This is a genomic window from Massilia sp. GER05 (genome assembly GCF_052056005.1).
Lineage (GTDB): Bacteria > Pseudomonadota > Gammaproteobacteria > Burkholderiales > Burkholderiaceae_D > Telluria > Telluria orientalis.
In genome coordinates, this window is record NZ_CP178858.1 from 5,963,932 (window position 1) to 5,988,387 (window position 24,456).

The 24,456-nt window shown below is 66.4% G+C and carries 29 protein-coding genes; 11 read left to right on the forward strand and 18 right to left on the reverse strand.

Annotation, left to right across the window (positions count from 1 at the left end):
* Positions 1-52: 52 nt before the first annotated feature.
* The 6 genes from ACL58G_RS26335 to ACL58G_RS26360 form a co-directional block, all read right to left on the reverse strand.
* A complete protein-coding gene (locus ACL58G_RS26335; RefSeq protein WP_413343227.1) occupies positions 53-592 on the reverse strand; it encodes a TIGR00730 family Rossman fold protein in 540 nt (179 codons plus the stop codon).
* The gene (locus ACL58G_RS26340) at positions 589-1,266 is read right to left on the reverse strand and encodes a TetR/AcrR family transcriptional regulator (RefSeq protein ID WP_413343225.1); all 678 of its coding nucleotides are present in this window, start codon (positions 1,264-1,266) and stop codon (positions 589-591) included. Before ACL58G_RS26340 ends, ACL58G_RS26335 begins: the two co-directional genes overlap by 4 nt.
* A gap of 50 nt (positions 1,267-1,316) precedes the next feature.
* Positions 1,317-2,240 (reverse strand): lipase family alpha/beta hydrolase, encoded by a 924-nt coding sequence (locus ACL58G_RS26345; protein ID WP_440963688.1) that lies wholly within the window; start codon positions 2,238-2,240, stop codon positions 1,317-1,319.
* 3 nt (positions 2,241-2,243) lie between these two features.
* Positions 2,244-3,875: a GMC family oxidoreductase N-terminal domain-containing protein gene (locus ACL58G_RS26350; protein ID WP_440963689.1), complete on the reverse strand. Its 1,632-nt coding sequence runs from the start codon at positions 3,873-3,875 to the stop codon at positions 2,244-2,246.
* On the reverse strand, positions 3,872-4,393 hold the full coding sequence (locus ACL58G_RS26355) for a twin-arginine translocation signal domain-containing protein (protein ID WP_440963690.1): 522 nt from the start codon (positions 4,391-4,393) through the stop codon (positions 3,872-3,874). The genes ACL58G_RS26350 and ACL58G_RS26355 overlap by 4 nt, the downstream gene beginning before the upstream one ends.
* Positions 4,394-4,471: 78 nt before the next feature.
* Positions 4,472-5,236, reverse strand: coding sequence for an RNA methyltransferase (locus ACL58G_RS26360; RefSeq protein WP_413345180.1), 765 nt, complete (start codon positions 5,234-5,236; stop codon positions 4,472-4,474).
* 170 nt (positions 5,237-5,406) lie between these two features.
* On the opposite strand from ACL58G_RS26360, the gene ACL58G_RS26365 reads away from it, so the two are divergent.
* From ACL58G_RS26365 to ACL58G_RS26400, 8 genes are all read left to right on the forward strand, one after another.
* Positions 5,407-6,186 (forward strand): inositol monophosphatase family protein, encoded by a 780-nt coding sequence (locus tag ACL58G_RS26365; protein ID WP_440968128.1) that lies wholly within the window; start codon positions 5,407-5,409, stop codon positions 6,184-6,186.
* A 354-nt stretch (positions 6,187-6,540) separates the two neighbouring features.
* Positions 6,541-7,983: a DEAD/DEAH box helicase gene (locus tag ACL58G_RS26370; protein WP_440963691.1), complete on the forward strand. Its 1,443-nt coding sequence runs from the start codon at positions 6,541-6,543 to the stop codon at positions 7,981-7,983.
* A gap of 330 nt (positions 7,984-8,313) precedes the next feature.
* Positions 8,314-8,748, forward strand: a complete 435-nt coding sequence (locus tag ACL58G_RS26375) for a MarR family winged helix-turn-helix transcriptional regulator (protein ID WP_440963692.1) — start codon at positions 8,314-8,316, stop codon at positions 8,746-8,748.
* Between the two features lie 75 nt (positions 8,749-8,823).
* Positions 8,824-10,101, forward strand: a complete 1,278-nt coding sequence (locus ACL58G_RS26380; protein ID WP_440963693.1) for an MFS transporter — start codon at positions 8,824-8,826, stop codon at positions 10,099-10,101.
* A 35-nt stretch (positions 10,102-10,136) separates the two neighbouring features.
* On the forward strand, positions 10,137-10,913 hold the full coding sequence (gene otnI / locus ACL58G_RS26385) for a 2-oxo-tetronate isomerase (protein ID WP_413387549.1): 777 nt from the start codon (positions 10,137-10,139) through the stop codon (positions 10,911-10,913).
* Positions 10,914-10,992: 79 nt separating this feature from the next.
* Complete coding sequence (locus ACL58G_RS26390; RefSeq protein ID WP_056127517.1) at positions 10,993-11,844, forward strand: hypothetical protein; 852 nt, start codon at positions 10,993-10,995, stop codon at positions 11,842-11,844.
* Between the two features lie 17 nt (positions 11,845-11,861).
* The gene (locus ACL58G_RS26395) at positions 11,862-12,383 is read left to right on the forward strand and encodes a hypothetical protein (protein ID WP_413387548.1); all 522 of its coding nucleotides are present in this window, start codon (positions 11,862-11,864) and stop codon (positions 12,381-12,383) included.
* A 158-nt stretch (positions 12,384-12,541) separates the two neighbouring features.
* A complete protein-coding gene (locus tag ACL58G_RS26400; RefSeq protein ID WP_413387547.1) occupies positions 12,542-12,898 on the forward strand; it encodes a TraR/DksA family transcriptional regulator in 357 nt (118 codons plus the stop codon).
* Here the strand turns inward: ACL58G_RS26400 and ACL58G_RS26405 are convergent.
* From ACL58G_RS26405 to ACL58G_RS26435, 7 genes are all read right to left on the reverse strand, one after another.
* Complete coding sequence (locus ACL58G_RS26405) at positions 12,895-13,440, reverse strand: MerR family transcriptional regulator (protein ID WP_440963694.1); 546 nt, start codon at positions 13,438-13,440, stop codon at positions 12,895-12,897. The genes ACL58G_RS26400 and ACL58G_RS26405 overlap by 4 nt on opposite strands.
* Positions 13,437-13,841, reverse strand: coding sequence for a hypothetical protein (locus tag ACL58G_RS26410; protein WP_440963695.1), 405 nt, complete (start codon positions 13,839-13,841; stop codon positions 13,437-13,439). The genes ACL58G_RS26405 and ACL58G_RS26410 overlap by 4 nt, the downstream gene beginning before the upstream one ends.
* A gap of 58 nt (positions 13,842-13,899) precedes the next feature.
* Positions 13,900-14,646 (reverse strand): acetoacetyl-CoA reductase, encoded by a 747-nt coding sequence (phbB, locus tag ACL58G_RS26415; RefSeq protein WP_413387544.1) that lies wholly within the window; start codon positions 14,644-14,646, stop codon positions 13,900-13,902.
* 116 nt (positions 14,647-14,762) lie between these two features.
* Positions 14,763-15,317, reverse strand: a complete 555-nt coding sequence (locus ACL58G_RS26420; RefSeq protein ID WP_413387543.1) for a hypothetical protein — start codon at positions 15,315-15,317, stop codon at positions 14,763-14,765.
* A gap of 84 nt (positions 15,318-15,401) precedes the next feature.
* Entirely contained in the window at positions 15,402-16,268 is an 867-nt protein-coding gene (locus ACL58G_RS26425; protein WP_440963696.1) for a zinc-dependent peptidase, read from the reverse strand.
* 21 nt (positions 16,269-16,289) lie between these two features.
* The gene (locus tag ACL58G_RS26430) at positions 16,290-17,048 is read right to left on the reverse strand and encodes a glutathione peroxidase (protein WP_413387541.1); all 759 of its coding nucleotides are present in this window, start codon (positions 17,046-17,048) and stop codon (positions 16,290-16,292) included.
* A gap of 168 nt (positions 17,049-17,216) precedes the next feature.
* Positions 17,217-17,831, reverse strand: coding sequence for a winged helix-turn-helix domain-containing protein (locus ACL58G_RS26435; RefSeq protein WP_198119214.1), 615 nt, complete (start codon positions 17,829-17,831; stop codon positions 17,217-17,219).
* A gap of 550 nt (positions 17,832-18,381) precedes the next feature.
* On the opposite strand from ACL58G_RS26435, the gene ACL58G_RS26440 reads away from it, so the two are divergent.
* On the forward strand, positions 18,382-19,428 hold the full coding sequence (locus tag ACL58G_RS26440) for an OmpA family protein (protein ID WP_413387540.1): 1,047 nt from the start codon (positions 18,382-18,384) through the stop codon (positions 19,426-19,428).
* 91 nt (positions 19,429-19,519) lie between these two features.
* Positions 19,520-20,440: a YihY/virulence factor BrkB family protein gene (locus ACL58G_RS26445; RefSeq protein ID WP_440963697.1), complete on the forward strand. Its 921-nt coding sequence runs from the start codon at positions 19,520-19,522 to the stop codon at positions 20,438-20,440.
* Positions 20,441-20,477: 37 nt separating this feature from the next.
* Here ACL58G_RS26445 and ACL58G_RS26450 read toward each other — a convergent pair whose 3' ends face one another.
* The 3 genes from ACL58G_RS26450 to ACL58G_RS26460 form a co-directional block, all read right to left on the reverse strand.
* The gene (locus ACL58G_RS26450) at positions 20,478-21,755 is read right to left on the reverse strand and encodes an AI-2E family transporter (RefSeq protein WP_413387538.1); all 1,278 of its coding nucleotides are present in this window, start codon (positions 21,753-21,755) and stop codon (positions 20,478-20,480) included.
* A 128-nt stretch (positions 21,756-21,883) separates the two neighbouring features.
* On the reverse strand, positions 21,884-22,198 hold the full coding sequence (locus tag ACL58G_RS26455) for a BON domain-containing protein (RefSeq protein ID WP_056127494.1): 315 nt from the start codon (positions 22,196-22,198) through the stop codon (positions 21,884-21,886).
* 67 nt (positions 22,199-22,265) lie between these two features.
* Entirely contained in the window at positions 22,266-22,814 is a 549-nt protein-coding gene (locus tag ACL58G_RS26460; protein WP_413344246.1) for a hypothetical protein, read from the reverse strand.
* Between the two features lie 205 nt (positions 22,815-23,019).
* Here ACL58G_RS26460 and ACL58G_RS26465 point away from each other — a divergent pair, with 205 nt between their 5' ends.
* On the forward strand, positions 23,020-23,496 hold the full coding sequence (locus ACL58G_RS26465; protein WP_440963698.1) for a glycine zipper 2TM domain-containing protein: 477 nt from the start codon (positions 23,020-23,022) through the stop codon (positions 23,494-23,496).
* 176 nt (positions 23,497-23,672) lie between these two features.
* Here the strand turns inward: ACL58G_RS26465 and ACL58G_RS26470 are convergent, their stop codons facing one another.
* Together ACL58G_RS26470 and ACL58G_RS26475 are read right to left on the reverse strand one after the other, a co-directional pair.
* Positions 23,673-24,038, reverse strand: a complete 366-nt coding sequence (locus ACL58G_RS26470) for a hypothetical protein (protein ID WP_413387536.1) — start codon at positions 24,036-24,038, stop codon at positions 23,673-23,675.
* A 15-nt stretch (positions 24,039-24,053) separates the two neighbouring features.
* Positions 24,054-24,440, reverse strand: a complete 387-nt coding sequence (locus tag ACL58G_RS26475; RefSeq protein WP_056127481.1) for a phage holin family protein — start codon at positions 24,438-24,440, stop codon at positions 24,054-24,056.
* Positions 24,441-24,456: the final 16 nt, after the last annotated feature.

Below are 24,456 nucleotides of genomic sequence, written 5' to 3' on the forward strand. Positions count from 1 at the left end.
CGTGTAACGATCAGGAAACGCTCAATGTTTCCGCAAACATCGAGCGATTGGATCAGGCTTGACGCAGGCGACGGATCAGCGTGTCGGGGTCGGCGTCGCGCACCAGCAACTCCGCGTGCGCGGGCCGCACGAAGCCGGTGCCGACGAGGTGGTCGATGAAGGACGCGAGGCCGTCGTAGAAGCCGTCCACGTTGAGGAGGCCGATGGGCTTGGCGTGGATGCCCAGCTGGGCCCACGTGACCATCTCGAACAGTTCTTCCAGCGTGCCCATCCCGCCCGGCATGGCGATGAAGCCTTCGGCCAGGTCGGACATCATCGCCTTCCGTTCGTGCATGTCCTTCACGACGAACAGCCGCGTGAGGCCGGCGTGGCCCACTTCGCGCTCGACGAGGTGCTTCGGGATCACGCCCGTCGCGTCGCCGCCGAGGCGCAATACTTCGTCGGCGATCACGCCCATCAGGCCCACCTTGCCGCCGCCGTAGACGAGGCCGATGTTGTGCTCGACGAGGGCGCGCGCCAGGCCGCGGGCGGCGTCGGCATAGACAGGATCGGCGCCCAGCGAGGCGCCGCAGTAGACGGCGATGGATTTCATGGCGCTTCCGGTGGCAGTTTGGCGAGGAAGTCGTCGGACAGGCGCTGGAACAGCGCGAGCGTGTCGCCGCGCAGGTAAGGCCCCAGCATCGACAGCACCTGGTAGCAGCCGCGCGCGAGTGCATCCGCGATGGCCTGCTGCTCGCTGTACTTGCGCGGATTGCGCACGTATTCGTACGACAGCCAGTACGTGGCGACGACGACCATGTTCGTGGCCATGGCGCCGATCTGCGCGTCGCCCGCTTCCAGCGAGCCTTCGCTGCGCAGGTCTTCGCACAGCTGGCGCGCGACCTTGATCTTGTGGGCGAGGATCGCCTTGAAGTGCAGTTCCAGCTTGCGATTGCGCGACAGGAGGTCGTTCAGGTCGCGGTAGAAGAACCGGTACTTCCAGATCAACTCGAACATGAGGTGCAGGTACAGCCACACGTCTTCCATGTTCGAGCGGCGGCCGGCCGGGACGGTCAGCATGCGCTCGATCTCCGCCTCGAACTGGACGAAGATCGAATTCACGATGTCGTCCTTGTTGCGGAAGTGGTAGTACAGGTTCCCCGGCGAGATGTTCATCTCGTCGGCGATCACGGTCGTGGTGATGTTCGGTTCGCCGAATTCGTTGAACAGCCGCAGCGACAGCTCGAGGATGCGTTCGCGGGTTCGGCGCGGGGCTTTCTGTTGCATGGAAACAAGTATGGGTGGACTCACGTGCAAGGATATCATCGACCGGACCCTCAGGCCATGGCCGGCTGCAGTTCTGTCAGAACGCGCAACACCTCGGCCAGCACGTCGGGGTTGCTGCCCAGCGCCACGTGCCCCACGCCGCCGAATGCGACGTTGCGCGCGCCCGGCAGGATACTCGAATCCTGCGGCGCGACGATGTTGTCGTGGTGGGTAAAGATGGAGACGATGCGTGCACGGACGTCCGGGGTCTCGCCCGCTGCGAGGTCGCGCAGCCACGCGCTGTCGCGGCGCATCTGCGCGGCGTTCACGCCCAGGCCGAGGTTCGCCAGCACGGTGCCGTGGTGCGGCGTGCCGAGCGTGATCAACTTCGCCACGTTGGCACTCCCGTACGAGCGCATCCACGCCCGCGCCGCCAGCCCACCCATGCTGTGGGCGACGATGGCGATGCGCGCGGCGCCCGTCGCGGCGCACAGCTCCCGCACGCGCGCCTCGACCAGCGGCGCGTAAGCGTCGATGCTTGCCGCGACCGGCTCCAGGTCGATGGTGGCGTGGCTGAAGCGCTCGCGGTCCAGCAACGGTTCCAGGTGCGCCCAGAAGCCGCTGTTGCAGCCGTAGCCGTGCACGAGCAGCACCGGCACGCGGCCACTGTCTCGATGGAGGGACATGCGCGCGCAGCCGCGCGGCACGTGCCAGGACGTCACCAGCATGCTGGCCCGGAATTCCTCGGCCAGCATGCGCAGGCGTGCCGCGGGTCCGAGACGGAACTCGGGCGGCGTATGGCTCGCCACGCGCGCCGCCATGACAAAATTGTTCATGTTGATCAGGAGACGCACCAGCGCGACGGCGCCGCCACCCGCCAGCAACGCGCCCCACACCGGCACGCCCCGGTGCCGCAGCGTCCACGCGATCAGCAGCGCCGCGGCCAGCTGCACGAACAGGACGAGGCGCAGCAGGGTGCGGGCGCTGGCCGGCATGCCTTACGCCTGCGGCCGCGCGGCCGGCCGGCCCGTGAGGGAGTGCGCCAGGTCGCTGGCGAGGCGTGCCGTGATGCCGTAGATCGACAGCTGCGGATTGGCGCCGATCGACGTCGGGAACAGCGAGCCGTCGTGCACGGACACGTTGGCCAGCCCGCGGTAACGGCCATCCGGCCCCGTCACCCCGCGATGTTGGTCTCCGTCCGCCATCCCGCAGCCGCCCATCACGTGCGCCGACACGACACGCGTGAGGTGGCGCTCGAACGGCAGCGCGGCGATGCCGGCCTTCGCCTCGGCCCAGCTGGCGTAGCGCGGCGCCCGTTCGTGCGCGACCTGCACGCCGCTGGCACCGGCCGCGAACTGGATCTCGGCCATCGTCAGCAGGGCGCGCCGGGCGCCGTCCCACACGGGATCGTTCAGCGGGTAGTCGAGTACGGGCGACCCGTCCCCGTTCAGGCCCACGGTGCCGCCCTGCGACTCCGCATGAAAACCGTCGCGCAGCAGCGCCAGCATCCCCTGCAGGTGCGGGAAGTGGCGCATCATCTCCGCGTGTTCGCGGCCGAAGCCCTGCATCGTCGTCGCCAGCAGCACGGGGTGCAGCGGCGGCGCTTCCAGCTTGAAGCCGAGCGGGCCGTCGATCGCCTGCGTGTGCAGGAAGTGGTCCGAATAGACCGTCTGCGGCGCGCCCGCGTAGCCGTCGACGCGCTGCGGGAACAGCGCCGCCGACACGAGCGTCGGATGGAGGAACGTGCGCTTGCCCAGCTTCCCGCTGGGGTCGGGCGCCTTCGACCGGAGCAGCAGCGCCGGCGTGTTGATGGCGCCGCCCGCGAGCACGTAGTGGCGGGCGCGCAGGCGCAGGCGGCGTCCGGTGGCGCGCAGGCCGCCCGCGTCGAGCAGCGTGCAATCGAGGCCGTCGGCCTGGTCGCCTGTGCATACGAGGCGCTCGGCGCGGGCGCGCGTGACGAGCGTCGCGCCGTGGTCCAGCGCGGACGGGATCGTCGTCACGAGCATCGACTGCTTCGCGTTCGTCGGACAGCCCATGCCGCAATAGCCGAGGTTCCAGCAGCCGTTGACGTTGCGGCGGATGAGGCCCGTCGGGATGCCGAGCTTGCCGGCGCCGCGCCGCAGCAGGTCGTTGTTCTCGTTCGGTGCGCCGGGCCAGTCGGCCACGTGCAGCCGCGCTTCCATCAGCGCGAACCACGGCGCCAGCTCGGCCTCGCCATACGTCGACAGGCCGAAGCGCTGCTGCCAGAACGCCAGCGTCGATGGTGGCGTGCGGAAGCTCGACGTCCAGTTCACCGTCGTCGACCCGCCCACCGTGCGGCCCTGCAGGATATTGATGCCCTTGTCGCGCGTCTTGCGGGCGGCCGATTCCTGGTACAGCGCCGGGTAGGCGTCCGCCTCGCGCATCCTGAAGTCGCGCGAGGACTTCAGCGCGCCCTCCTCCACGACGATCACGGACAGGCCGGACAGCGCGAGGATCTCCGCCGTCACGCCGCCGCCCGCGCCGCTGCCGACGATGACGACGTCGGCGCCGAGATCGCGGTCCTTGTCTTCGCGCGCGCCGTCGATGACCTTCCAGCCGCGCGCGAGGCCGGCCACGATCGGATCGGGAATCACGTTCTGGCTGCTCATGCCAGTTCCTTCAGCGGGCCGGGATAGCCGATGGCGTCCCAGTGCGCCGGCTCGCTGTACCAGGCGCCCAGCACGAGGTCGTGCAGCGCCGCGTACGCCGTGCGCAGCAGCGACAGGCGGTGCACGCGCCAGTCCTGCAGGAACGCGGCGACGTCCGCCTCGTTCGCGGCGGCCCAGCCGTCCGGGATGCCCGTCAGCAGGCGCCGCGCCGGACCGAGCGCGAGGAGGCCGAACAGGTCCCGCACTTCCTGCTGGGCCGGCAGCGGCAGGCCGAGGATGGTCTGGTGCACGCGCGCCGTCGTCGCGGCGATGGCGCGGGCCCGGTCGGCGGGCGCATCCGGCAAGGCCCCGGACAGGATCGCGGCGACGATGGCGTCGAGCGCGGCGCGCGCCTCGCCGTCGAGCACGAAGCCGCGCGGGGGCGCCGGATGCGTGTGCCGGTACCAGCCGCCGCCCGCGGCCAGGACCGCGGCGGACAGCAGGCCGGCTTTCAGGAAGGTTCTGCGGGTTGTCTCCATGCCTACCCTTTGTATGTGTTTTTCAAAGTGTAAGCGAAAGAACAGGTCAGGCGACCAACTCGGACTAGAGCAAGCCGTCTAGGAATCCCGCCCCGTGGATTTCATCATCTGGCGGGCAATGCCGCGCAGGATGTTGACTTCTTCCGTCTCCAGCTGCGTGCGCGCGAACAGGCGCTTCAGGCGCGGCATCAGCTTTTTCGGGTTGCTCGCGTTGAGGAAGCCGATCGCGACCAATGCCTCTTCCAGGTGGGCGTACATGCCCTCGATCTGCGCGACGCTCGCCGCCTCGCCGTGGAAGCCGATGCCTTCCTGCGTCCGGTTCTCCCCTTGCGCGGCCAGCCGGCATTCGTAGGCCAGCACCTGCGCGGCCTGGGACAGGTTCAGCGACGAATACTCGGGATTGGCCGGGATGTTGATCAGGACGTTGCACTGCTCGACGATCTGGTTCGGCAGGCCGAAGCGCTCGTTGCCGAGGATGAGCGCTGGATGCAGGTCTTCCGTCCCTGCCGCGTGCGCGGAAAATTCGCGCGGCGTCCATACAGGGGGCGAGAACTCGCGCAGGCGGGCCGACACGGCCGCCGCGAAATTGCAGCCGTCCAGCGCCTCGCCGATGGAATCCACGATCCGCGCGCCCTGGAGCACGTCGATGGCGCCGCTCGCGAAGGCGACGGCCTCCGGATCGTGCAACGGGTCGTTGCAGCGCGGCGCGACGAGCACGAGGTCGGAAAATCCCATCGTCTTCATGGCGCGCGCCACCGAGCCGACGTTGCCGGCGCGGCTCGTTTCCACCAGGACGAAGCGTAGACGAGTGAAAAGAGAAGAGACAGTTTCGGTCGGGTTCATTTAAAATAACGCCATCGCGCGGTGACGAGCGTTGAAATGCGGGCAAGAAGTTCGCGATTTTAACGGCTTCGGCACCGCTTTGCTCTTTAATTATTTCTCGTTCAGATCGTTCACGGCGCCCTTGCGCGGTGGGCGTCAGCATTTTTTTACGGAAGCCCTCTATGCATCCCATGCTCAACACGGCCATCAAGGCCGCCCGCCGCGCCGCGACCGTCATCAACCGCGCATCGTTCGACCTCGACCGCATCACCGTCAGCGAAAAAAGCCACAACAACTTCGTGACCGACATCGACCAGGCGTCGGAACAGGCGATCGTCGAAACCTTGCTGAAAGCCTACCCCGACCACGCCATCCTCGGCGAAGAATCGGGCCCCACCGCGAGCCTGAACGACGACAGCGAATACGTCTGGATCATCGATCCGATCGACGGCACCACCAACTTCCTCCACGGCTACCCGAACTACTGCATCTCGATCGCGCTGCAACAGCGCGGCGTGATCACGCAGGCCGTCATCTACGACCCGGTCCGCAACGACCTGTTCACCGCCACCAAGGGCGCCGGCGCCTACCTGAACGACAAGCGTATCCGCGTGCGCAATGCGGACCGCATCAACAAGGCCCTGATCGGCTCCGGCCACGGCGCCGAGCCGCGCGACCTGGCCGAATACCTGCGCATGTACGAAGTGGTCGCCCCGCGCTGCCACGGCCTGCGCTCGAGCGGTTCGGCCGCGCTGGAACTGGCCAACGTGGCCGCCGGCCGCGTCGACGGCTACTTCGAAAAGAACCTGAAAATCTGGGACATCGCCGCCGGTTCGCTGCTCGTGACCGAAGCGGGCGGCATCGTCGGCGAGTTCAACGGCGAGTCCGAATACCTCAACAAGGGCGACATCATCGCCGCCGGCCCGAAGGTCTTCGCCGGCATGGTCGCGCTGCTGAAGCCCTTTGCCTGAGCGGCCTCCCGCCGTTTCGCGTAAAATACGCCCTGTGTAAGTCCGGGGAATGCCGCGGGCCTTGCTGGCCGCGCGGCGTTCCCGCGTCAGGCGGCGTTGTCGGCCTGTCAAGATTGCCTCCGGTACCCACGAGGTGCCGCGCCCCCGCTTCCACCGGTCCTGTCATAAACGACACAGGCCGCGCTAAAATTTCCATAGCGAAACATATTTAACTATAATGTCGCGTGACCGTTGACGTTTGTGTCTACGTTTGCGTCTCGGCGTACCGGCTCCAGTACCGGGCGCCCTGTTGTGTAATCCGATCGGCTGGACTGGCGCTCCCAGGAGCGACGGGCCGATCCCTACCAGATAACTATGTCATTCAATACTCTCGGTCTGTCCGACGCCATCGTGCGCGCCGTCACTGAAGCGGGCTATACCGCCCCGACTCCGATCCAGGCCAAGGCGATCCCCGCCGTGATGAAAGGCGGCGACCTGCTGGCAGGCGCCCAGACGGGCACCGGCAAGACCGCCGGCTTCACGCTGCCCGTGCTGCACCGCCTGTCGACCGACAAATTCGGCGCCTCGCTGACCAGCAAGACGTCCAAGCGCCCGATCCGCGCCCTCGTGCTCGCCCCGACCCGCGAACTCGCGGCCCAGGTCGAGGAAAACGTGCGCATGTACGCCAAGCACACCAACCTGAACTCCGCCGTGATCTTCGGCGGCGTCGGCATCCACCCGCAGATCAAGCTGCTGGCGAACGGCGTCGACATCCTCGTCGCCACGCCGGGCCGCCTGCTCGACCACGTCGCCCAGGGCACGATCAAGCTCGACAAGATCGAGATCCTGATCCTGGACGAGGCCGACCGCATGCTGGACATGGGCTTCATCCACGACATCCGCAAAGTGCTGGCCGTGCTGCCGCCGAAGCGCCAGAACCTGCTGTTCTCGGCCACGTTCTCGGACGAGATCAAGGCCCTGGCCGACCGCCTGCTGGACAACCCGGCCATGATCGAAGTTGCGCCGCGCAACTCGACCGTCGAAGTCATCGCCCAGAAGATCCACCCGGTCGACCGCGACAAGAAGCACCCGATGCTGGCCCACCTGATCAAGACGCACGGCTGGAAACAGGTGCTCGTGTTCACGCGCACCAAGCACGGCGCAAATAAACTCGTCGAGCAGCTGGGCAAGGACGGCATCGGCGCGATGGCGATCCACGGCAACAAGAGCCAGTCGGCACGCACCAAGGCGCTGGCCGAGTTCAAGGACGGCAGCCTGACGGCGCTCGTCGCCACCGACATCGCGGCGCGCGGCATCGACATCGACCAGCTGCCGCACGTGGTGAACTACGACCTGCCGAACGTGCCGGAAGACTACGTGCACCGCATCGGCCGCACGGGCCGCGCCGGCGCCACCGGCGAGGCCGTGTCGCTCGTCTGCGTCGACGAGCACCAGATGCTGAAGGACATCGAAAAGCTGATCAAGCAGACGCTGCCCCGCCAGGTCATCGCGGGCTTCGAGCCGGATCCGACGGCGAAGCCGCAACCAATCCAGCTGCGCAGCGGCGTGCCGGGCCATCCGAACCGCGGCCGCCCGGGCGGCAACCGTGGCGCCGGCAACAGCGCGGGCGGTGCGCGCGCACAGGGCGCGGGCCAACGCACTGGCGGCAACGGCGGCAACGGTGGAAACAGCGGCGGCGGCGCGCGCACCGGCCAGCCGGGCAACCGCAACGGCGGCAACGGCGGCAACGGCGGCGGTCGCGGCCAGGGCCGCGGTCCGCGCCCGGCATCGGCAGCCCGTTCGGGCGGCGAGCGCTGATACGGAATACTGACGACATCACAAAGACCGGGACCTGCTCCCGGTTTTTTTTACCCATAACAAAGGCTCAAATTCGGGGTCAGAGCACTTTTTCGATCAATGTCCGGTAAGCCAAGATTTCGTGCGGTTTGCCCGTTGCACCCATGAGTAAATCGGCGTCCGCCGGCAGAACTTGCTTCGAAGATCATCCACCAAAATGAGCTCTGACCCCGAAGTTACAAAAAAATTGGACCTGACCCCGAATTTATTTGCGCACTCAAGTACTTGCCAAGGGTCGACATTCTCCATATACTTGACGAATCAAGTAACCATTAAGTACCAGGAGTCATTATGTCCGACAGTCTCACCACCGAATTCTGCCTGCGCCTCGCGCGGGCCTGGGCGACGCTCGCCCGCCGGCTCGACAGCGCCCTCGGCGGCCATCACGGCATCAGCTTTGCCGATTACCAGTTGCTACTGCACCTGCAGCGCGCACCGGGCGGGCGTTTGCGCCGTGTCGACCTGGCCGACCGGTTGGGACTGACCGCGTCCGGCGTCACCCGCTCGCTGCTGCCGCTGGAAAAGATCGGTCTCGTCACGCGCCAGAGCGATCCGCGCGACGCCCGCGTCGGCTACGCCCTGATCACGCCGACGGGCGACGAACTCGTGACGAACGCGACGACCGTCGTCGACAACATCAGCCGCGCCATGCTGGGCGCACCGTCCGGCGACCAGTTGCGCGCGACGTCCGACCTGCTCGCGCAGATCGCCGGCATCCAGCGCTGATCCACCTTCGCACCACCAACACGATGGCGTGCCGGCCAGGCCCGCGCACGCCCGCACGACGACAAGGAGACCAGCATGCAAGACGCACAAAACCCGCGCACCGCCCTGCTGCGCGACCGGAATTTCACGTGGCTGATGAGCGGCGGCGTCATCTCCACCCTCGGCGACCAGTTCACCCAGATCACCCTGCCCTGGCTCGTGCTCAAGCTGACCGGCGATGCCGTTGCGCTGGGCATGGCCGTCGCGCTGATGGGCATTCCGCGCGCGATCCTGATCCTGTTCGGCGGCGCGCTCGTCGACCGCCACTCGCCCAAGCGCATCCTGATGCTCACCAAGCACGTCAACACGGTGCTGCTGGCCGTGCTCGCGGTCCTCGTCTACACCGGCCAGGCGCACCTGCCCGTCGTGCTCGCGCTGGCGCTGGGCCTGTCGCTTGCGTCGGCGTTCAGTATCCCAGCCGGCACGTCGATGCTGCCGCACGCCGTCGCCCCGCAGCACCTGCAGGCCGCGAACGGCATGATGATGGGGCTGCGCCAGATCACGATGCTGGCCGGGCCGCTGCTGGCGGGCCTGCTGTTCGCGCTGGCCGGCGACGGCAGCGACGGTCCGCAGCACATGCGCGGCCTGGCGCTCGCGTTCGGCTTCGACTGCATCAGCTTCGCCCTGTCCGCCTGGACGCTCGCCAAGGTCCAGCCGCGCCCGTTCGCGCCGGCGGCCAGGCAGCCGGTATTCAAGTCCGTCGCGGACGGTCTCGCGGCCGTCTGGCGCGACACGATGATGCGCACGTGCTTCATCTACTGGGGCCTGTGCGCCTGCGTGATCGGCGGCGTGATGCAGGTCGCGTTGCCGCTGCTGGCGAGCAGCCGCCTGCACGGTGCGTCCGCGCTGGGCCTGCTGATGGGTGCGCACGGCGCCGGCGCGCTGCTGGGCATGGCGGCGAGCGGTGTCGCCGGAAAACGGCGTGCGGGCAACCTCGGCATGACCCTGCTGCTGATCGACGGCATCGCCGGCGTCCTGCTGATGCCGCTGGGCCTGATCACGGCCAGCTGGCAGGGCATGCTGATCAACGTCGCCATCGGTGTGCTGGGCGGGTTCGTGCAGGTCGCCGTGTTCACGTGGATCCAGCAGCGCGTGCCGCGCGAACTGCTGGGCCGGACGATGAGCCTGTTCATGTTCATCTTCATGGGCCTGGCGCCGCTGGCGGCCGTCGCGGCCGGCTGGATCGCCAGCCGCGTCACCCTGGCGACCCTGTTCGGCGGCTCTGGCCTGTTCCTCGTGGGCGCCGCGCTGCTGGCCTGGCTGTTCACGCCGATGCGCGCGCTGCGCGCTGCGCCGGCCGGCACGATGGTTTAGGATAGCGGGTTGTTTCACCGCCAAGAGGAATTCGCATGCCCCGCTTCGCCGCCAACCTGAGCCTGATGTTCAACGAGCTCGGCTTCCTGGAACGCTTTGCCGCCGCCCGTACGGCCGGTTTCGACGGCGTCGAGTTCCTGTTTCCTTACGCCTTCGAGGCGGAGCAGATCGCCGGCCGCCTGCAACGCTACCAGCTCGAACTGGCGCTGCATAATTTCCCGGCCGGCGACTGGGCGGCGGGCGAACGGGGCATGGCGTGCGATCCGCGCCGCGTGGGCGAATTCCAGGACACCGTCGAGCTGGCGCTGGAATACGCGCTCGACCTGGGCGTGAAGCGCCTGCACTGCCTGGCGGGCAAGCTGCCGCCGAACGTCGCCCCCGAGCGCGCGCACGCGACGTTCGTCGACAACCTGCGCTTCGCCGCCGCCGCGCTGGCCCCGCACGGCATCGACCTGCTGATCGAGCCGATCAACGACCGCGACATCCCCGGCTATTTCCTCACGAAGAGTGCGCAAGCCGCCGCCATCATCGCGGAAGCCGCCGTGCCGAACCTGTTCCTGCAATACGACATCTATCACATGCAGCGCATGGAGGGCGACCTCGCCAACACGCTGCGCGAGCGCATGGCGCTGATCCGCCACATCCAGCTGGCCGACGTGCCGGGCCGCCATGAGCCGGGCACCGGCGAGATCAATTTTCCCTTCCTGTTCCGCACGCTCGACGCGCTGGGCTACGACGGCTGGGTCGGCTGCGAATACATCCCGCTGGGCGATACCGTGGCCGGCCTGGGTTGGCGCACGGCCTTGACTTGAGCATTGGCAATGACAGCATCCGCCAGTTTGAAAGAATGAGGGCTTTTCGGGCCGGCCTTTTGCCGTCCAGAAAGGACCCATGGACCTGCGACGCTGTTTTACCCTGATCGTCCTCGCCGCCACCCTGGTGCTCGGCGGCTGCGCCAGTACCGGCCCCGTGAGCCTGGCGGAGGTGCGGCAATTTGCCGACGCGTCGGCCAAACTGGGCGGCTACGGCGAACTGTCGCGCCGCTATCGCGACACCTACGAGCGCGAACAACCGTACCTCTCTCCCGCCGCCGACCGCATCGCGAAGGAAAACGATGCCCGCCGGCGTGCCGTGTACGACGACTTCGTCAGCATCCAGAAGACCGTCGTGCTGTACATGCAGACGTTGAGCGTGCTGGCGGGCGACGCGCGCTACGACTTGTCCGACCGCATCGACGACCTCGGCAATGGTCTCAAGGCGAACGCGGAATCCGGCTTGCAGCAGCGCCAGATCGCCGCGTACACGGGCCTGACGCGGCTGCTGACGCGGGTGATTGCATCCGGCTACCAGAACCGCAGCGTCGAGACAATGGTGCGCGACGGCGACGCCGACGTGCAGGTCTTGCTGGAAGCCATGATCGAGCTGACCCGCCTGTACGCGAAGACCAACGACAACGAGAAGAAGACCGTGCTCGGCATCTTCGACGTCGAAATCCCCTTCTCCACCAAGACGTCCGACCGCATGCTCGTGACCCTGGCCAAGGTCCATTATCTCAACAAGTCGACCGAGTACAAACTGGTCGACAAACGCTACGACCTGGCCCTCCAGGGGTTGACGAAGGTCGCCCTGGGCCACCAGAAACTGCGCGAAAACCTGAATAACCTGCACGGCGACGAAGTGCGCAAGTTGCTGGCCGTCTATGCGCGCGACCTGACGAAACTGCGCGACGCCCTGTCCGATTGAGCGCACGAGGAGAGATCATGGCAAACGACGAGAAACCGAAACAGGCTGCGCCCGCCGCGGCGCCGCCGCCCAGCCCGGCCGAGGCGTTGTCGACCGCGCACCAGGTCGAGGAACTGGCCGACAAGCTGTCGGCGTGCGCGGACAGCATCCATCAGCGCGTCATGCGCGACATCCGCCGCCACCAGGGCCAGGACGTGCCGGAACCGGAGCAGATGGCCGCGCGCGCCCTGTTGAATGCCGAGATGGAATTGCGCCAGCGCGCCAACCGGCTGTATACGGAGGCGGCCGCATGCATCGTGTCGTCGCTGGGCCAGCCGCAAGCGCACCTGATCCAGCTGACGGTGGACGCCGCCGACAAGATCAAGCGCATCACCCGCATCGGCGACGGCATCACGCTCGTCGCGCGCCTGCTGGGGTTGGCCGCGGCCGCCAGCACGGGCCAGGTCGTGCCCATCCTCGCGGCCCTCGACGGGCTCAAGACCCAGCTCGACATCGTCGCCATCGACAACGCGCCGTCCCTGCCCGCATCGTCGGCCTGAATGCGGCCGCCGTGCGGCGGTATCCACGCCCCTCGTTCCGCGCTACACTGAAATCGCCGCCGCGCGGCTTCCAACGACACGAACGAGGGGACATCCATGAAAGCCAATCCGCACGCCGCTTCCGGCGCCTGTCGTCACGTGTTCGCTGTCGCGTGACCATGGAACCCCTCACACCCGAGCAGCTGGCGCTGCTCAAGACCATGCTGGAGCAGCGTCTTGCCGCGCTGTCCAGCATCGAGGAACCGCGCCCGGACGCGGGAGAAATGCCTGTGGAAGATGTGGAGACGTCGCCGCTGGACCGCGCCACCGTCCGTCTGCTGAACGACTTGTCGCGCGAAGCGGCCGGCCATCACTCGGCCGAGATGCGCCAGCTGCGCCAGGCGCTCGCCCGGATCGAGGACGGCAGCTACGGCTATTGCGAGGAATGCGGCCAGCCGATCGGCGCATCGCGGCTGCTGGCCCGGCCCGAGGCGCGCCTGTGCATCGACTGCCAGACGCGGGCCGAGCGGCGCTAACCCTTCGCGTCGCGCCGAATCGCGTCCGTGTCCGCCGGCGCGAGCCCGAGCGCGGCCAGGAAGGTGGCGTGGCCAGCCGGATCGTCGCGTTCGAATTCGGTATGCCAGGCACGCATGGCCGCGTCGTCGAAATCGGCGCGGCGCAGCAGGGCGACCCAGGACGCCTTGTCATGGACCCGCCCGCCGCCGCTGCCGGCCAGCGCCAGCAGACGGGCCACGCTGCGCTGCTGGGCACGTATCCGCTCCGCGTCGCGGCACAGCCCCAGTAGCCGTTGCTCGAGCAGCGCGGCCGGTTCCGGCGCGTCGCCCCGGTCGAGCAGCCCGCGGATATCCTCCAGCGACAGGCCGGCTTCGCGCAAGCGCCGGATCGTGCGCAGGCGCTCCAGTTGCGCGTCGCCATAGAGCCGATAGCCGGCTGGGCTGCGCCCTTGCGGCACGAGCAGGCCGATCGCTTCGTAATGCAGCACGGAGCTGCGCGCCAACCCGACCTCCTTGCAGAGTTGTCCGAGATTGAACGGGGCGGCACGGGAAACTGGCGTCATGGCAATGGTTCGAGGTCGGGCGGCACGAAGCGTTCCCGGGCCACCGTCGAATTCAGGAGCGCGTCCGAATAATACCGCGCCAGGACGCGGCGGCCATCCAGCAGCAGGTCGCCGTTGGCGGCAATGAACGCCTCCCACGACGCCGCGCCACCGCGGCCGGCGATGAGCCGCACGAATGCCTCGGTGACGGTGCGGTGGAATTTTTCGGGTGCGCCACAGCGCCGCGTCATGATGACGAGGGCGTCGCACATCCGGCCGGCGGCGCGGTCCGGCGGCATGTGTTGCAGCAGGAGCCAGGCGGCGCGCACGTGCTCGCGGTGGGTGAATGCGGCAGGCGCCAGGCGGGCCTCAAGGAATGCCGCGAGAAAAGAGTCGTTCGATGACAGGGCGGGGTCGGACATGGTCGCTCCTTCGCAAAAGAGCGCCATGGTCGACCCTACGGCCACCGTCAGGTCAAGCTCAATACATGTGTTGCCCGCCGTTGATGGCCAGGTTGGCGCCCGTCATGAAACCGGCGTCTTCCGACACGAGATAGGCGACGAGGCCAGCGATCTCGTCCGGCTCGCCCAGCCGCCCCATCGGGATCTGCGGCAGGATCTTGCCATTCATCACCTCGGCCGGTACGGCCTCGACCATCTTCGTGCGCAGATAGCCGGGCGACACCGTGTTGACGGTGACCCCATGGCGCGCCATCTCCAGCGCCAGTGCCTTCGTGAAGCCGTGCATGCCGGCCTTGGCGGCCGAATAATTGGCCTGCCCAAAGGCGCCCTGCTGGCCGTTGACGGACGAGATATTGACGATGCGGCCAAATTGCTGCGCCATCATCGGTTCGATCGCCTGCTTGCTCATGTTGAACACGCTGTCGAGATCGGCACGCAGGACGTCCTGCCAGTCCTCCAGCGTCATCTTGCGCAGGCTGCGGTCGCGCGTGATGCCGGCGTTGTTCACCAGCACGTCCAGCCGGCCCATTTCGGCCAGCAGTTTCTGCATCATCCATTCGCAGTCGCCGTAATCGGTGACGTCGACGCGATACGTCGTGAATCGGTATCCTTCGTCTCTCTGGGCGGCCTGCCACGCGTCAGGCGTGGCATTGCCGGGCGAATAGGTTGCCGCCACGCGGAACCCCTCCGCCTGCAGGCGCCGGCAGATCGCCGTGCCCAGTCCCCCCATCCCTCCAGTCACCAAGGCTACTTTGTTATCGTGCATGGTTTCGTCGTCCTTCATCAACCTGCCGCGCCGGGTGCGCAGCACGAAACATCGAGTCTAGGGCGATGGACAAAGACGTCGTTGACGAAACGCAAATAGACGCGGGGGGCGCGGACTCAGTGAATCATGTCGGGCGGCGACGCCGGATCGAAATCGGCCCAGTCGCCATCGACGATATTGCCCTTGGCGCGCTCGATGTGGTGGGCGCCCAGGCCGCGCAGCAGGTCGACGGCGCGCGACTCGAGGCCGGGATCGTCGAAGGCGACCGCGATGAGCATGCCGGCCGGACGGTTTTCCATCGGCGCGCGGCCGCCCTCCTCGCGTTCGCCCGGATCCTTCATCTTCGTAAAGCTGAACAGCGAGCCGACGTGGGCGCCCAGCAGGCCGCCGACCACGGGGCCCAGCGGTCCGGTCACGGGCGCCGTCGCGGCGCCGGCCACGATACCGACCGCCGCACCGGCACCGGCGCCCTGGGCCACGCCTTCCGGCGATTCCTTGGCGCCCGGCGAGTGGATGTTGTCGCCGCCAATCGGCGTCAGGTCGTGCTGGCCCGGCTGGCTCAGGTAGAAACCGCTGATGCGTTCGCTCGGGAACCCGGCGTCGATCAGGGCATGGCGCGCCCGCTCGACGTCATCCTGCAGCTGGAAGTGCCCTGCAATGATCGTGGACATGGATGACCTCCTGCATATAAAGGTGTGGCCATGATGCCTCCCGCTGGGCTCGGTCTCTGTACGCGAGCGCACGCAGCGTAGCCGCTAGCGCCACTGTCCGTAGACCATGCCGTAGTGCTCCGGTTCCGGCGCCGGCGCGGGAAACCAGTCGCGCGGGTCCACGCGGTAATACGCCTGGAACTCCGCATACAGATCCGGATGGCGCGCGGCCAGCTCGTGCGGCTGCTCGAAGAAACTCTCCGTCGCCACGGCAAAGAACTCGGCCGGATTCGTGGCGCCGTACGGATCGAGCACGTCGCGCTGGCCCCAGTAGGCATCGCGCCGCAGCAGCGCGAAATCGCGCGACAGCGTTTCCGACCAGCTCCGGTAGCGCTCCGGGCTGCCGAGGAAGGGCGCGCCGTTGTTGCTGCCCGATTCGCTGTCGAGCTGGTGCGCGAACTCGTGCAGCACGACGTTGTGCGTGCCCTCGGCCGCCAGGCCGGCGCGGCGCACGTGTTCCCACGACAGCACGACGCGCCCGTCGCCCCACGATTCGCCCAGCAGATCCTGGCGCGTTTCCGTGACGACGCCGGCCGCGTCGTGCTCGAGCCGCGGCACGAGGAACGCGCCCGGGTAGACCAGCACGGCGTGGAGGCCCGGATACACGCGGCTGGGCCGGTTCAGCAGCAGCAGGCACGCCTGCGCGGCGATCGTCACGCGCATCTCTTCCGTCACCTCGAGTCCGGCGCAGCCGACGAACGTCTTCTGGTGCAGGAACTGCTTGACGAGGCGCTGCAACTGCGCGCGCAGGTCGGGCGGCATGCCCCGGTACTGGTCGACGTTGCGCTCGATGATGCCGAGCTGGGCCGCGGTGAGCGGACGCGCCAGCACGCGGCGCAGGCGCCAGCGCGGCAGCAGCCACGCGAACAGCACGCCGAGCGCGAGCACGGCGCAGACGATAGCGGCTTCCATCGTGTTCTCCCGATACCGGCGTTACTGGGCCTCTTGTGCGCGCGGCGCGAAATATGCGGCGACCGCCTCCGCATCGCCGATCAGCTTGCCGCCGATGAAGACCTGCGGCCACGTGGTGGCGCCGGCGACGGCGCGCAGCACGCTGGTGGTGATCTTCGCATCCTGCGGGATGTCCGTAAAGACGATGCCATTTGCCTTCAGCACGGCCTTGGCGCGCGCGCAGAACGGGCAGCCCGGCTTGGAGAACATCACGACGGGCTCGCGCGGCGTGGCGTCCGGGTTGAGGTAGCGCAGCATGGTATCGGCGTCCGACACTTCGAACGGATCGCCTTCCTTGTCCGGCTCGATGAACGCCTTGGCGATGATGCCGTCCTTGACGAGCATCGAATAGCGCCACGACCGCTTGCCGAAGCCGAGGTCGCGCTTGTCGACGAGCAGTCCCATGCCTTCCGTGAAGTCGCCGTTGCCGTCGGGGATCATGGTGATGTTGCCCGCCTCCTGGCCGGCCTGCCAGGACTGCATCACGAAGGCATCGTTGACGGAGATGCAGACGATCTCATCGACACCGTTCTCGCGGAAGGCGGGTGCCAGCTCGTTGTAGCGTGGCAGGTGTGCCGAGGAACAGGTCGGCGTGAAGGCGCCGGGCAAGGCGAACACGACGACGGTCTTGCCCTTGAACAGTTCATCGGTCGTGAGGTCGCGCCACTGGTCGTCGGGGCGCGCCTTGAACGTCACCTGGGGAACGGGTTGGCCTTCCAGGGATTCGGCACTCGGCAGCATGGAGTCTCCTTGATGGGTAAGCGGTCGGGGTGCCGCACCCGGCATATGAGCACGCTTGTCGCCTTTTCAATTGGAATCCTGCAAAAAAAACAGCGCCACCCGGCCTCTCGGCGGGGTGGCGCAGCTGATAGCGGCCACGTCGTGCGACCGCTATCAACACCAGCGCGCTCAGACGCGCTCTTTGGCGACCTGGCTCGGCGGCGGGCCGAACAGTGCGGCGACGAGCGGGTCGCGGGTCACCGGGCTGCGGTTGACGCGGATCGCGTAATGGGTGTCGTCGGCCAGGATGTGGAAGTGGCGGCCGGTGCCGGCCATGCTCTGCTCGCGCAGGCCTGGACGCTCCTTGCGCGGGGCGGCGCCTTCGCGCTTGGGCTGGCAGATCGCGCCCAGGAAGGCCTTGACGCGCTCCGGATCCGGCGAAATACGGTACACGGCCTTGCCGAGGTAGGTGGCGGTACCTTCGATGTAGCGGGCCAGTTCGATGACGCCGGCTTCGCGCAGGTCGCGGATGTATTTGCGGGCGCCCGACGGCGAGAATTTGAGGAACCAGGCGATTTCGTCGGCGAGCATCTCGTGGGTCTGCAGCTCGCCGATCAGCTTCTGCATGTTTTCGATACGGCGCTGGGTAGCCGACGTCGACCGCACCCGCTCGATCGGCGCGAGCGAAATCGGAGCGCGCTCGGTCGGCTGCGGTGGGACGCGTTCGATCAGTGCAGAGTTACTGGAAGTGTGCACCGCGTTGAGTTCGCCTTGTACCGCATTATGGTGAGTCGCTGCATGCATATTGGTTTACTCCGTGAAAAGGACGATGTTCTGTGTATGGCCCGGACCGCCGTATTCGTGTATGACCACCTGACAACACGCCGGTTCCGCTTAACTGGATACAAGATTGCCTGCCTCATCACCCCCGGTCTGTGCGCCATCCAACATTTCTAAAAATTTCTGAAAAGTTATTCATCCTTAAAAGCAAGAGAAACGCGATTGCGTATTGACGCTCGACAAATTGGTGGGGCTCAACGGGAACCGGCTGCACGGCTTGAAATCGAAGCGGTATCGACCTGACCGCGTGACATGACAATTCCGTAATAAAAGGAGACGTGCATGCACGAAGGGCGACGTTATAAGAAGTAAGCGACGGTTAATCCGCAGTTCGTAACATCCTGAAACAAACCGCAATCATGGCATAAATGGCTACGTTGTAAAATCGCCACAACAACCGGCTGTTAGGTGCGCTGGCGCACTGACCCGAAAAATGGCCGACTTGTAAGCTTGACATCAACATCACTGCAAGCCATGCGATGTCAAGTACCTTTACAACTTATGGGAGTTACCTGTGAATAATACGAAGAAGATCGCTCTGGCCGCCGCCATTCTGTGCTCCGCCGGAACGGCCCTGGCTCAGGACACCACCGAGGTCATCAATCCGTCGTGGTACATCGCCCCGACGATCGTCGGCATCAAGCCCGACCATGATTTCCTGACCTCGAAGAAGGACTGGGGCGGCGGGTTGAAGTTCGGTAAGGCCGTGCATCCGCTGTGGGATATCCAGATTGGTGCCACCCAGGCACGCGTCGACGACAACGGTTACAACTACCGCCAGACCCTCGTCGGCGTCGACGCCCTGCTGATGCTGTCGCGTAAGACCTTCCGTCCGTACCTGCTGATCGGTGTCGGCGGCGAACGCGACCACGAGAGCAATCCGATCCGTAACGTCTCCGGCTGGTCGCCGTATTACCAGGCCGGCGTCGGTTTCCAGGTCAGCATGAACGAGCAGTGGTCCCTGCAGGCCGACGTGCGCGACGTGCGCGCCCACCTGCGCGACGACGACAAGTTCGGCTTCTCGCGCGCCAACACCAAGTACGCGACGTTCAGCCTGAACTACGCCTTCAACCCGCCGCCGCGCCCGGCACCAGCACCGGCGCCGGAACCTGCCCCGGCTCCGGTCGTCGAGGCGCCGGCCCCGGCACCGGCCGCTCCGCCGCCGCCGCCGGCCCGCTTCGAGAAGGTGACGCTGTCGGCCAGCGAACTGTTCGCCTTCGACAGCGCCACCCTCTCGTCGCCGCAGCCGAAGCTGGACGACATCGCCGCCGCGCTGCAGGCCGACCCGTCGATCACCGACGTGGACATCACCGGCTACACCGACCGCCTGGGCTCGACCAAGTACAACCAGAAGCTGTCGGAGCGCCGCGCCAACGCCGTGCGCGAGTACCTGATCGCCAAAGGCGTCGATTCCAACCGCCTGAAGGCCTACGGCAAGGGCGAGCAGAATCCGGTCGTGACCGACTGCCACCAGAAGAAACGTTCGGAGCTGATCGCCTGCCTGGCACCGAACCGCCGCGTGGAAGTGGAGCCGATCACCATCGAGCGCCGCGTACAGTAACGCCTCAACGCGGGGCTTCGTCCCCGCCCACCGCTGGGCGTAGGCCCCGGAACGCGCCTTCGGGCGCGTTCGTCTTTTTGGAGGTTACCTGATGGCAGTACAAAACTGGATCCCCTTCTCGCGCCAGGTCGTCCATGTGATGCGCTGCGCCGTGACCGAATGGCTGGACCACCGCGCATCGAGCAAAGGCGCCGCCCTCGCGTTCTACACGCTGTTCTCGCTGGCGCCCATTCTCGTGCTCGTTATCGCGATAGCCGGCTTTTTCTACGGCACCGACGCCGCGCAAGGCCAGCTGCTGGACGAGCTGCGCGGCCTCGTCGGCACCCAGGGCGCGGAAACCATCCAGGCGATCCTGGCCGGTGCCCGCAACAAGGAAAGCGGCAAGCTGGCGACGATCATCGCGACGGTCCTGCTGCTGGTCGGTGCGACGAGTGCGTTCGCGGAACTCAAGGACAGCCTGGACGAAATCTGGGACGTCCCGCCGCCGAAGGACGCCACCTGGTGGGACACCGTCCGCACCCGCCTGCTGTCGTTCGGCCTGATCCTGACCCTGGGCCTGCTGCTGATGTTCACGCTGGTCGTGTCCGCCGCATTGTCGGTGCTGGAAAAATACCTGGGCGGCATGTGGCACTCCGCGACGATCATCCTGGGCTGGGTGGCCTGGGCCGTCAGCTTCCTCGTCATCGCCGTGATGTTCGGCGCGATCTACAAGCTGCTGCCGCGCGTAAAACTGTCGTGGCACGACGTGACCATCGGCGCCCTCGGCACCGCGATCATGTTCACCGTGGGGAAGTTCGCGATCGGCCTGTACATCGGCAACAGCGGCACGACGAGCAGCTTCGGCGCGGCCGGTTCGCTGATCGCGCTGCTGCTATGGGTCTATTACTCGGCGCAGATTTTTTTCCTGGGCGCGGAATTCGCCCGCCAGTACGCGCTGCAGATGGGCAGCCTGAAGGACAAGCACGTCCCAGGTGCGCCGCCGCCGGATGCGCGCCCGTCGCCCGTACACTGAACCACCGCGGCGCCGTTGCCCCGGCGGGACGGCGCCGTCATTCGCCAAGCAGTTCGGCGATGACTTCCATCCCTTCCACGCGTTCCGCCACGACCTTGATCACGACGACGACGGGCACGCCGAGCAGCAATCCCCACATGCCCCACAGCCAGCCCCAGAACAGCAGGCTGACGAACACGGCCGCCGGATTCATCTTGGCGATCTTGCCCGTCATCCAGGTCGTGACCACCATGCCGACGAGCGTCGCGATCCCCAGCGACGCACCCGCCACGAGGATCACCATCTGCAGCGATTCGAACTGCAGGAAGGCGACGAGGCCCGTGGCCGACGTGATCAACAGCGGGCCGAAGTAAGGCATGATGTGGGCGACGCCGGCGAAGATCGCCCACGCGCCCGCATTTTCCAGGCCGATGAACCGCAGCGCCACCCACATCAGCAGCGCCAGCAGCACGTTCGTGACGAGCAGCATGAACATGTAGTTCTGAATGGACGTGTTGATGTCCTCGAGGATGTGCACCGTCACTTTTTTCTGCGTCAGCGACGGCCCTGTCAGCTTGACGAGCTTGCGCTTGAACGTGTCCCCGGCCAGCAGCAGGAAGAACACGAGGAACACGACCATCGTGGCTTGCGAGATGAAACTGGCCAGGCCGACGGAACCGGCCAGCAACCAGTCCATGATGCGGAAATTGCTGCCGCCGGGCGTCTGGGCGACGGCCGGTGCCGCTGCACGCCGCGGCGCCGCCGTCCGCTTCGCACTGCCCGCGTTGGCGGCGGCCTGTTCGAGTTCGGCCGCGGCGGCCTGGACCTGCTGGATCGTCGACGGCCCGTCCGAGCCATCCGTCAGGATGCGCGTGACCTTGTGCGTCAGGGTCGGGAGTTCGTCGACGATGTTGAGGAACTCGCCCTGCACCCGGTGCATGGTGAGCGCCATGCCGACGAGGATCAGGCCCGTGACGAGCGTCGCGCCGATGGCGCGCCGGATGTGCCAGCGCTCGAGCCAGCGCACGACGGGACTCAGCGTGTAGGCGATAAAAATGCCGAGCAAGAGCGGCACGAAGAAATTCTTGGCCCACTGCAGGCCGAAGACGAACGCGACGGTGGCGATCACGCCGAGCGTGAGACCGCGCGCGTTGACGTGGACGGGCAAGCGCAGGTTGCCGTGGGCAGCGCCGAGCTCTTCGCCCGTCGGTGCTCCATCGGTGTTGACGAGGCCGGCTTCACGCGCCGCCTGTTCGACATCCGCGGGCGCCGCGGCAACCGGCGTGACTGGGTTGGATGCCTCGGATGTTGCGGAGCCGGATTGGGCGAGCTGCATGGTACCTGCCTGAAAAAAAACAGCCGGTCCCGGGCACCCGCCGGCAGTTTCCTGCCAGGGCGGATGCCGCGTGGCGCGGCAATCGACACGACTGTCGGGCCGGCCCGCGCACGAGCCGCCCGGTCAGCTTATTTTACGCGGATGTCGTTCTTGACCGACGACACACCTTTCACGCCACGTGCGACGTCGGCGGCCTTCTGCGCATCCTGCGGCTGGGCCACGAAGCCCGACAGCTGCACGTCGCCCTTGTAGGTCTCGACATTGATCTCGGTGGCCTTCAGGGTCGGCTCGTTGAAGATCGCAGCCTTCACTTTTGCGGTGATGGCGGCGTCGTCGATGTACTCGCCGGTGCTTTCCTTGGTCGGGCTCGACGAGCAGCCGACGACGGTGAAGGCGACAGCGGCGGTGAAGATGGCGGTGGCGATGCGTTTGGTTGCGTTCATGGTGAACTCCTTGTTAGTGGTGGTACTTGGTTGTGCTCTTCATGAGCGGGGTGCGGTTATCATCCGGCTATTTTCCGAACTCGGCCTTCGCAGCCGAGACGCATTGATCCTTGGCGGCGCCGGCGAACGCGTCGCATTTCTCCATGGCGACACGGTACGCGGCGGACAGCTTGTCCTCGCGCGCTTCGTTGCGCGCTTCGATCGTTTTCTGGTCGGCCTTCGCGTCGGCCTGCGCGGCGACCAGACGGGCCTTGGCCTGTTCCTGGCACACGTCCTTGTCGTTGCCCGTCAGGCCGGCGCAACGTGCCTTGTCGAGGTCATAGTTGGCGGAGGCGATGCGCATCCGTGCCCGCGTATAGGCCTTCAGCGTGTCCTCGTACTTGGCGCGCGCTTCTTCCTCCATGCGCACGCGCGCGGCCTTCGCTTCCAGCACGCAGACGTCCTTTGGATTGCCGGTGATGGCATCGCAGCGGGCGCGTGCGTTCTTGTACTCGGCCGCCGCCGTGTCGCGTGCCTGCTGGTAAGCCAGCTTCGCTTCCGGCGTCGCCGCGCGGACATGGCCTGCAGCCCACATCAGGGCAGCGGCCAATAACAGGATCATGTGTGGTGTGCGCATTCTTGTTCTCCTTTTGACACTCTTTTTTTCAACCGATGTTGACGTTTTACTCTGCCGTAAGGACGATTTCTGTTCGCTGCCGAACACACGAAAAAAGATGATGAAAAAGCATCGGATGAGCACCCGCAGGTGAGTGCGTCATCGCACAGACCCCATACGCATGACTGCGTAATCTGGTCCCACATCTTTGCCAGGAGAACAAGTCATGAAAGCTACTCGTACCCTTGCCGCCCTCGTCGCGGCCAGTGCGCTCCTCGGTGGCTGCGCCAGCCAGTCGTCCCAGCCCAGCTACGCCAACAGCGGCTACAACAATGGCTACACCAACGGCTACGACAACACGGCTTCGACGGGCTACGGCACGATCGAATCGATCCAGGTGACCAGTGGTGAAGGCCGCACGAGCGGTGCCGGCGCGATCGTCGGCGGCCTCGTCGGTGCGTTGGCCGGCAACCAGGTCGGCAGCGGCGGCGGCCGCACGGCGGCAACCGTCGCCGGCGGCGTGGCGGGCGCAGCGATCGGCAACCGTGTGGAAGCGAACCGCGAGGGAGCAGGACAACAGCAGTACGCAGTCAATATCCGTCTAGACAATGGCGAATACCGCACCATCGTCCAGGACAATGTGTACGACCTGCGCGTGGGCAACCGCGTGCGCATCGTCGACGGCCGCGTCTATCGCTATTGAGCGGCGCGCCCCGTGCACACTTGAAGCCGGCTCTGCCGGCTTTTTTAATGGGAAGGATGCGGAGCGGATGCGGCGAAGGCATAAAAAGACGGCGTCCAATCGAAGATTGCGACGCCGCTCAAGCCCCACCATATTCGTGAAGGCGCGATCCGGTGGCGAATCGCGCCGCGTTGTCCTTAGTATGCCACTTGCTGCGCGCGTTTGCGCTGCAAGTACCAACCGAGCGCGCCCAGGACGGCGGCCACGCCCAGTGCCGGCTTGCCGAGATTGCGCTTGCGGATGAAGCCCAGCACGGTCAGCGCATACGGGGCCAGGACCGAAATGCTCGTGCCGGTCGGCTTGAGCAATGCATCGGCGCGGGTACGCAGCACCCAGGTCGCGTGGTCGAGCGCCGAATGAAAGATCACTTCGGGGCGCGCCGCGTGCTTGATCTGGGCGCGCGCGTGGGCGACGCCGCTGCGGTAGAACTCGCCGTCGCGCAACAGGGCCCGCTTGCGCTCTTCAAGGGAGCCATGTGTGTGATGGCCGATCGTTTTTTCCATAGCTCGTTCCTCCGGTTACAACAGCATGTCGCGGTCGTTGCGCAATTCCTTCATGGTCTCGGGGAACGCCAGCTTGCCCTGCTTGAGCAGCGAGAGTCCCTTCATCACGAGGATCAGGGTGATCACGGCGAACACGACGAACATGACGAGCAGGATCTTCCAGCCCATTTCTTCCCAGGCCAGCGCCACGATCGTCGCGGTACCGTAGGCCAGCGCGAACCACGTGGCCAGGGCGGCCATCGCGAAGATGACCACGAGTTCGATCACGTGATTGCGTACTTCCGACAGCTCGAGCGCGGCAAGTTCCACGCGCGACACCACGAGCCCGAACAGGTTCTTGGCCAGGCCCGTGATCCCACCCATGAGGCCGGGGCTATGCACGACGGTTTCATTATTATCCATGGCTGCCCCCGACCCG

What these genes read in the sequence shown, in the direction of transcription:
- ACL58G_RS26335 (WP_413343227.1), bottom strand. Translation starts at nt 592, where the DNA reads ATGAAATCCATCGCCGTCTACTGCGGCGCCTCGCTGGGCGCCGATCCT.
- ACL58G_RS26340 (WP_413343225.1), bottom strand. Translation starts at nt 1,266, where the DNA reads ATGCAACAGAAAGCCCCGCGCCGAACCCGCGAACGCATCCTCGAGCTG.
- ACL58G_RS26345 (WP_440963688.1), bottom strand. Translation starts at nt 2,240, where the DNA reads ATGCCGGCCAGCGCCCGCACCCTGCTGCGCCTCGTCCTGTTCGTGCAG.
- ACL58G_RS26350 (WP_440963689.1), bottom strand. Translation starts at nt 3,875, where the DNA reads ATGAGCAGCCAGAACGTGATTCCCGATCCGATCGTGGCCGGCCTCGCG.
- ACL58G_RS26355 (WP_440963690.1), bottom strand. Translation starts at nt 4,393, where the DNA reads ATGGAGACAACCCGCAGAACCTTCCTGAAAGCCGGCCTGCTGTCCGCC.
- ACL58G_RS26360 (WP_413345180.1), bottom strand. Translation starts at nt 5,236, where the DNA reads ATGAACCCGACCGAAACTGTCTCTTCTCTTTTCACTCGTCTACGCTTC.
- ACL58G_RS26365 (WP_440968128.1), top strand. Translation starts at nt 5,407, where the DNA reads ATGCTCAACACGGCCATCAAGGCCGCCCGCCGCGCCGCGACCGTCATC.
- ACL58G_RS26370 (WP_440963691.1), top strand. Translation starts at nt 6,541, where the DNA reads ATGTCATTCAATACTCTCGGTCTGTCCGACGCCATCGTGCGCGCCGTC.
- ACL58G_RS26375 (WP_440963692.1), top strand. Translation starts at nt 8,314, where the DNA reads ATGTCCGACAGTCTCACCACCGAATTCTGCCTGCGCCTCGCGCGGGCC.
- ACL58G_RS26380 (WP_440963693.1), top strand. Translation starts at nt 8,824, where the DNA reads ATGCAAGACGCACAAAACCCGCGCACCGCCCTGCTGCGCGACCGGAAT.
- otnI (WP_413387549.1), top strand. Translation starts at nt 10,137, where the DNA reads ATGCCCCGCTTCGCCGCCAACCTGAGCCTGATGTTCAACGAGCTCGGC.
- ACL58G_RS26390 (WP_056127517.1), top strand. Translation starts at nt 10,993, where the DNA reads ATGGACCTGCGACGCTGTTTTACCCTGATCGTCCTCGCCGCCACCCTG.
- ACL58G_RS26395 (WP_413387548.1), top strand. Translation starts at nt 11,862, where the DNA reads ATGGCAAACGACGAGAAACCGAAACAGGCTGCGCCCGCCGCGGCGCCG.
- ACL58G_RS26400 (WP_413387547.1), top strand. Translation starts at nt 12,542, where the DNA reads ATGGAACCCCTCACACCCGAGCAGCTGGCGCTGCTCAAGACCATGCTG.
- ACL58G_RS26405 (WP_440963694.1), bottom strand. Translation starts at nt 13,440, where the DNA reads ATGACGCCAGTTTCCCGTGCCGCCCCGTTCAATCTCGGACAACTCTGC.
- ACL58G_RS26410 (WP_440963695.1), bottom strand. Translation starts at nt 13,841, where the DNA reads ATGTCCGACCCCGCCCTGTCATCGAACGACTCTTTTCTCGCGGCATTC.
- phbB (WP_413387544.1), bottom strand. Translation starts at nt 14,646, where the DNA reads ATGCACGATAACAAAGTAGCCTTGGTGACTGGAGGGATGGGGGGACTG.
- ACL58G_RS26420 (WP_413387543.1), bottom strand. Translation starts at nt 15,317, where the DNA reads ATGTCCACGATCATTGCAGGGCACTTCCAGCTGCAGGATGACGTCGAG.
- ACL58G_RS26425 (WP_440963696.1), bottom strand. Translation starts at nt 16,268, where the DNA reads ATGGAAGCCGCTATCGTCTGCGCCGTGCTCGCGCTCGGCGTGCTGTTC.
- ACL58G_RS26430 (WP_413387541.1), bottom strand. Translation starts at nt 17,048, where the DNA reads ATGCTGCCGAGTGCCGAATCCCTGGAAGGCCAACCCGTTCCCCAGGTG.
- ACL58G_RS26435 (WP_198119214.1), bottom strand. Translation starts at nt 17,831, where the DNA reads ATGCATGCAGCGACTCACCATAATGCGGTACAAGGCGAACTCAACGCG.
- ACL58G_RS26445 (WP_440963697.1), top strand. Translation starts at nt 19,520, where the DNA reads ATGGCAGTACAAAACTGGATCCCCTTCTCGCGCCAGGTCGTCCATGTG.
- ACL58G_RS26450 (WP_413387538.1), bottom strand. Translation starts at nt 21,755, where the DNA reads ATGCAGCTCGCCCAATCCGGCTCCGCAACATCCGAGGCATCCAACCCA.
- ACL58G_RS26455 (WP_056127494.1), bottom strand. Translation starts at nt 22,198, where the DNA reads ATGAACGCAACCAAACGCATCGCCACCGCCATCTTCACCGCCGCTGTC.
- ACL58G_RS26460 (WP_413344246.1), bottom strand. Translation starts at nt 22,814, where the DNA reads ATGCGCACACCACACATGATCCTGTTATTGGCCGCTGCCCTGATGTGG.
- ACL58G_RS26465 (WP_440963698.1), top strand. Translation starts at nt 23,020, where the DNA reads ATGAAAGCTACTCGTACCCTTGCCGCCCTCGTCGCGGCCAGTGCGCTC.
- ACL58G_RS26470 (WP_413387536.1), bottom strand. Translation starts at nt 24,038, where the DNA reads ATGGAAAAAACGATCGGCCATCACACACATGGCTCCCTTGAAGAGCGC.
- ACL58G_RS26475 (WP_056127481.1), bottom strand. Translation starts at nt 24,440, where the DNA reads ATGGATAATAATGAAACCGTCGTGCATAGCCCCGGCCTCATGGGTGGG.